This is a genomic window from Binatus sp. (SeqCode) (assembly GCF_035272065.1).
GTDB lineage: Bacteria > Desulfobacterota > Binatia > Binatales > Binataceae > Binatus.
The window spans coordinates 1-5,856 of sequence record NZ_DATEQZ010000062.1; the positions used below are offsets into that span (position 1 = coordinate 1).

General features: G+C 62.3%; 8 protein-coding genes. 6 read left to right on the plus strand and 2 right to left on the minus strand.

Translation table 11 applies throughout. The features are described from left to right. The 6 genes from VJX68_RS12320 to VJX68_RS12345 all read left to right on the plus strand — a co-directional run. Window positions 1-380 (plus strand): glucokinase (locus VJX68_RS12320; RefSeq protein ID WP_324095996.1); only part of this gene is annotated, 380 nt, incomplete at its 5' end. A gap of 51 nt (window positions 381-431) precedes the next feature. After that, window positions 432-1,346, plus strand: a complete 915-nt coding sequence (locus tag VJX68_RS12325) for a class I fructose-bisphosphate aldolase (RefSeq protein ID WP_324095997.1) — start codon at window positions 432-434, stop codon at window positions 1,344-1,346. Between the two features lie 47 nt (window positions 1,347-1,393). Beyond that, entirely contained in the window at window positions 1,394-2,203 is an 810-nt protein-coding gene (locus tag VJX68_RS12330; RefSeq protein WP_324095998.1) for an enoyl-CoA hydratase/isomerase family protein, read from the plus strand. A 102-nt stretch (window positions 2,204-2,305) separates the two neighbouring features. Next, entirely contained in the window at window positions 2,306-2,659 is a 354-nt protein-coding gene (locus tag VJX68_RS12335; RefSeq protein WP_324095999.1) for a hypothetical protein, read from the plus strand. Between the two features lie 83 nt (window positions 2,660-2,742). After that, window positions 2,743-3,036 (plus strand): hypothetical protein, encoded by a 294-nt coding sequence (locus VJX68_RS12340; protein ID WP_324096000.1) that lies wholly within the window; start codon window positions 2,743-2,745, stop codon window positions 3,034-3,036. 194 nt (window positions 3,037-3,230) lie between these two features. Then, the gene (locus VJX68_RS12345) at window positions 3,231-3,431 is read left to right on the plus strand and encodes a cold-shock protein (RefSeq protein ID WP_304823854.1); all 201 of its coding nucleotides are present in this window, start codon (window positions 3,231-3,233) and stop codon (window positions 3,429-3,431) included. A 338-nt stretch (window positions 3,432-3,769) separates the two neighbouring features. Here VJX68_RS12345 and VJX68_RS12350 read toward each other — a convergent pair whose 3' ends face one another. After that, entirely contained in the window at window positions 3,770-4,423 is a 654-nt protein-coding gene (locus VJX68_RS12350) for a nitroreductase family protein (RefSeq protein WP_324096001.1), read from the minus strand. A 23-nt stretch (window positions 4,424-4,446) separates the two neighbouring features. Then, window positions 4,447-5,520 (minus strand): selenide, water dikinase SelD, encoded by a 1,074-nt coding sequence (gene selD / locus VJX68_RS12355; RefSeq protein WP_324096002.1) that lies wholly within the window; start codon window positions 5,518-5,520, stop codon window positions 4,447-4,449. Window positions 5,521-5,856: the final 336 nt, after the last annotated feature.

The window sequence follows — 5,856 nt, forward strand, 5'->3', positions numbered from 1 at the left end:
TTCTAAGGCGCGAGAGCCGCGTCGAAGAGCCCGTATGGCTGACGGCGCAAATCGCCGCCGGCGATGCGTCAGCCGTGGTTAGCGAGGCGGCACTGGCGGGGCGCGACCCCGTTTGCGTTCGCGCGCTCACCATGTTTTGCGATATTTACGGTTCGGAGGCCGCCAACCTCGCGCTAAAAGTCCTGGCGCTGGGCGGTGTCTTTCTCGGTGGAGGCATCGCGCCGAAAATTTTGCCGATGCTGACCGGTGGTGCGTTCATGCGGGGATTCTTGGCCAAGGGCAGGCTCAACGAGATCCTGAAGCGGATCGAAGTCCGCGTATCGCTGAATCCAGCCGCCGGACTGCTGGGCGCGGCTCACTGCGCGGCGGCGATGTTGTGATATAGGAGTGCAAACTGCGCAGGGGACACTCCCGACGGGAGGCGGAGGCATATGACCAAGCGCGTTCGTGAGATTCTCAGCTACTACGATTCCGATAACGGCAGCGTGCGCAACAACCTGTCGCGGATGCTCAACAACGGCAAACTCGCCGGCACCGGCAAATTCGTCATTCTGCCCGTGGACCAAGGCTTCGAGCATGGGCCCGCGCGAAGCTTCGCGATCAATCCACCTGCGTACGACCCGCGCTATCACTTTCAGCTCGCCATCGACGCGGGATGCAACGCGTTCGCGGCGCCGCTCGGACTCCTCGAAGCGGGAGTCGCCGAGTATGCTGGCGAGATTCCGCTCATCCTGAAAGTTAATAACCACGACGTTCTCAACGACGAAAAAGATCCCGCGCCCTCGATGACCGCCAGCGTCAAGGACGCTCTGAGGCTCGGCGCCGCCGCGGTTGGTCTGACGATCTACCCAGGCTCGACGCAGGAAAAGTCGATGTACCAGGAGGCGCGCGCGATTGGCGAAGAAGCCAAGGCCAACGGCCTGCCGCTCGTCATCTGGTCTTACCCGCGCGGCTCCGGCATCAGCAAGCAGGGCGAGACCGCGCTCGACGTGGTCGCGTACGCAGCGCAAATCGCGTCGCAACTCGGCGCCAATATCATCAAGGTCAAGCCGCCGACCGCGTTCATCGAACAAGCCGATGCGAAGAAAGTTTACGACTCCCAAAAAATTCCGCTCGAACCGCTCTCGGCGCGCATTCAGCACGTGATGCAGGCCGCATTCGCCGGCCGGCGAATCGTCATTTTCTCGGGCGGCGCGAAGGAGACCGACGAATCGCTGCTGAACACCGTCCGCGGGATTCAGGCGGGCGGCGGCTACGGCTCGATTATCGGCCGCAATAGTTTTCAGCGCCCGAAACCCGAAGCAATCGCACTGCTCGGCAAGGTCATCGACATTTACAAAGGCTAAGCGGCAATCCGCCCAGGCGTACCGCTGTGCGGGTGGACGGTGAAACGATGAAGTATAGCGAGTACCAGCATCTCCTGTTCGAGCGTGAGGGCGACGGTATTCTGCTCATCACGATCAACCGTCCCGAGGTGCTCAACGCCACCAACAACCGCCTGCATTGGGAGTTGAGCCGCGTGTGGCTTGACATCGCCGACGACGTCGAAACCAACGTCATCGTGGTGACCGGCGCCGGGCGTGCGTTCTCTGCCGGTGGCGACCTCGAGATGATCCAGGCGATGGCGTCGAGCGCGTTCGACGTCGGCAAGGCGTGGAAGGAAGCCGGCGACATCGTCTACAACATGATCAATCTCGACAAGCCGATCATCTCGGCGATCAACGGCGTCGCTGTCGGCGCGGGCCTGGCGGTCGCGTTCATGGCGGACATCAGCATCGCGTCCGAGTCGATGCGCATCACGGACGGACACTTGCGGCTCGGCGTCGCGGCCGGCGATCACGCGGTGATCGTATGGCCATTGCTATGCGGCATGGCCAAGGCCAAGTACTACCTGATGACCGCGGATTTCATCGACGGCAAAGAGGCCGAGCGCATCGGGCTGGTGAGCCTGTGCGTCCCCGCCGACAAGCTGATGGGCAAGGCGATGGAAGTCGCGCGCAAGCTCGCGCGCGGCCCGCAGCAGGCAGTGCGATTCACCAAACGCTCGCTCAACAACTGGCTGCGCGTGGCGGGCCCGGCCTTCGACGCATCGCTAGCGATGGAGATGATGGGATTTTTCAGCGACGATCTTAAAGAGGGCGTCGCCGCCTTGCAGGAGAAACGCCAACCGTCCTTTCCAGGCTTTGCCAAGCCGAAGCCATAAGCTTCTGGGAGAGCTTTGCGCGCCTCTTTTGATGACGCGTGTATTTTGAAATACTGTGCATCGCTCCAAACAACCCTAACTTGAACGGGGAAGAAAATGTCGATGAAGAAATTTGCGCTTGCGGCGGCCTCGGCCATGCTACTGACAACCGTCGCGTTCACGGCCACCGCCCGGCCCGCCTATGCCGCCAAGGTCGATTGCGACGCCGTGATGAACGAGGTCAACAGCGGCAAGCATGCCAAGGAAATCGCCAAGGACCTGAACATCTCGACCTCCAGCGTCTATCGCTGTAAGCGGCACGCGAAGGAAGCCGCCAAGGCCGCGACCAAGTCGTCGCCGTATGCCAAGAGCGGCAAAGAAGCCCCGATGGCGCCCGCAATGGCTGCGCCTTCGTCCGCGATGGGTGCTCCTTCGCCCGCGATGGCAGCGCCCGCGGCGGCCGCGTCTCCGAAGTAGGAATTTGAGCCTCGACGTATCGCGAGCCGTCCATGGCTCGCGATGCGTCCGGTTGCGCGCAAATCCGGGGTGGCTTAGTCGCGATGCCGAAATGCGAACTGTGCGAGCTGCGTGATTACACCCAGCGCTACGCCGACTTCGTTCATCCGTTCAAATTTTCAATCCTGGATTGCGATTCCTGCGACACTCCCATGGCCGTGCTGGGAGACCATCGCACGCTGCCCACCGACGATGAGCGCGCATTCATGATCGAGGCGCTTTCGCTGATCGCGCGCGCGAAGTACGGTGCCGACAAATTCGGCATCGACGACGTAATGCGCCAGATTCCCGACCACTGCCACATACACGCCCGTCCAATTCGGCGCTGGCAATATTAGCCGCTGCATCGCCTCCTTCTCGATCGCCAAACATATTACGGCGCGGTTTCGCGAGTTTTACCCATTTGGTAAGCGCCTCGTCTTGTGCTATATGCCCGCCGTTACGCGCGCTGCTTGGGGAAGCGGCGTCGCCGGCGGGAGCAGGCCGCGAGTGGGTGCTCCGGCCGGGTTCCCTTCAGGAGGTATGGGGGAAAATGGCTAACGGGACGGTCAAGTGGTTCAGCCCGAAAAAGGGCTACGGCTTCATCACGATGGAGGACGGGCAGGAAGTGTTCGTCCACTACAGCGCCATCGATGGGGCGGGTTTCCGCTCGCTCGAACAGGGCGAGCGCGTTGAGTTCGAGGTTGCGCAAGGCCCCAAGGGCTTGCAAGCCTCAAACGTCAACAAGGGCTAGGGCGCGCGGGGATTTCCGGGGAAAGGGGGGTCACTTTCGACTGCCGATGACACGGCGCACGACTGTGTGCGAACAGTCGTGCCGTGCATCCTCGCTCGTGATAGTGACGGCGAGATGAGTGACGCTGTTCCGTCCGTGACCGACGCAGGCCTCTGATCCCTCGCCCGTTATTTCAGGGGAGAGGTTTAGGTGAGGGTTCTGCGAATCAACCTCGCCCCACAAGGGCTCATGCTGCGCGTCGCGGCTTCGGATCGAAAGAATTTCAGAAGACTTGGTCCCACCCGCCGCTCGAAGACGAACGTCGGCCTCTCCCGACGAACGGGTGAGGCGAAGAAGGATCAACCGCCTCGCGCCCACGCACGATCCCAGCGGCCGTCATGAATTCTCGGGAACACCGGCTTGCGCAGCGGACGCTTGAAACCGTCGGCCGGATATCCCATCGGCACCAACGCGATTAGCTGATACTCCTCCGGCACACCAAGAAGCGCCTTGGTCTCAGACTCTTTGCTTGTGAGCATCGTGGTCATCGCGGTGCCGATTCCAAGCGCGCGCGCCGCGAGCATCAGCAGTTCGATTGCGGGGAAGATCGATCCGTACGTCGCGCCGAAATTGAAAAGGTCAGCTGGTGTGCCGCGCTCGACGCGCATCTTGGGCCGATCGAGAAAAACCACGACATGGACCGGCACGATCGCGAGCTGCGCGGCGAACTCGTCGCCGGTCTTGATCGCCTTGACCGCGCGCGGCGACAACGACGTGCGGCCGCGGATGATCGCGCTGTCCTTGTACGGCCCCCATACCGCCTCGTACAGCTTCTGGATTTCGCGGCGCGCGTTCGAATTGCGCACGACGACGAACTCCCACGGCTGCGCGTTGGAGCCCGACGGCGCCATGTTCGCGGTCTCGAATATTTTCACCAGCTCCGCCTCCGGGATCGGGCGGCCAACGAAACGGCGCATCGTGGGCGTTGAGGTGACGACTTCGAAGAAATCCATTGGGGCCTCCGGGAGTAGTGGACTCAGACCAATTCGATCGGGTGTTCGCGACGAGCGACGACACGGCCGACGATCGCGGCCTCGCGATGCCCGCTGCTCTGAAGCTCCGCAAGCAGCTCGAGCGATTGCTTGTCGGGAATCGCGATCAGCAATCCGCCCGAGGTCTGGGGGTCGAAGGCAATCGTCGCGATCTCTTCGGAAACTTCGTCGGAGATGCGGACGCTCGGCGCGTAGTACTCGCGATTGCGCTCGCCGCCGCCGGGAATCATTCGGGCGCGGCATTGCTCGAGCACTCCCGGCAGGAGCGGCAGGTCGGATTCCTCGAACACGAACGTAACGCCGCTGCCCTCGGCCATCTTGAGCGCATGACCGACGAGGCCAAAGCCCGTGACGTCGGTGGCGGCGTGAACGTCGTACTTCAGCATCGCGGATGCGGCCACGGCGTTGAGCTGCGTCATCGAGCGGACGGCGGCCTGGTAAGCGTCGTCGCCGAGTGCGTCGCGCTTGAACGCGGTCATCAGGATTCCCGTGCCGAGCGCCTTGGTCAGCACCAGCGTGTCGCCGACCTGCGCGCCGACGTTCCGCACGATTCGCCGCGGATCGATCACACCAGTAATAGCCATTCCGAATTTCACTTCCTCGTCGGCGACAGTGTGGCCGCCGACGATTACGACGCCGGCCTCGCGCGCCTTGTCTGCCGCCCCGCGCAGAATTTCGGCGAGCATCTCGCCGGGCAATCCGGTTTGCGGCCAGCACACGATGTTGAGCGCGGTACGCGGCACTCCGCCCATCGCATAGACGTCGGACAGCGCGTTGGCGGCGGAGATTTGTCCGTAGGTGAAAGGATCGTCCACCACCGGCGTGAAAAAATCGACGGTGTTGACGATCGCGAGGTCGTCGGACAGACGGAACACTCCGGCGTCGTCGCCCGTGGAGATTCCGACGAGCAAATCAGGATGGCTCGGCAAATCGAGCCGCGCGAGGACTGCGGAAAGGTCCGCCGGACCGAGCTTACCGGCTCAACCCGCAGCCTTGCACCGCGCCGTCAGGCGAACGAGCTCGCCCCGCGAGGGATTGTTGTCCTTCTTTTTGGACATCGCGGCTATTGTCGCGCATCGCGCCGCCGAAGTCAGCCGCGCGTGCGCAATTACGGCTAACTTCCGAGAATGGGAGAGAAACGAGGCTACTCGCTGGGGTTTGAGCGAAAACGTTTCACGTGAAACGTTTTTTTGTTCAGGAGAAAGGAACGCGAATGACTGATGGCAGCTTGTTTGAACTGGCGATTTACCGGGAAGCCTTGGTGAGGCTTTCGGCATCTAGGCCCGTGTGACTGATTGGGTAGTCACCGACCCGGCCCCGGAAGGGCTGCGACAGCATCCGGTCCAGACGCAGTTCGTGCAGGTCGCGGAACTGCTCGATACCGATAGTCATAG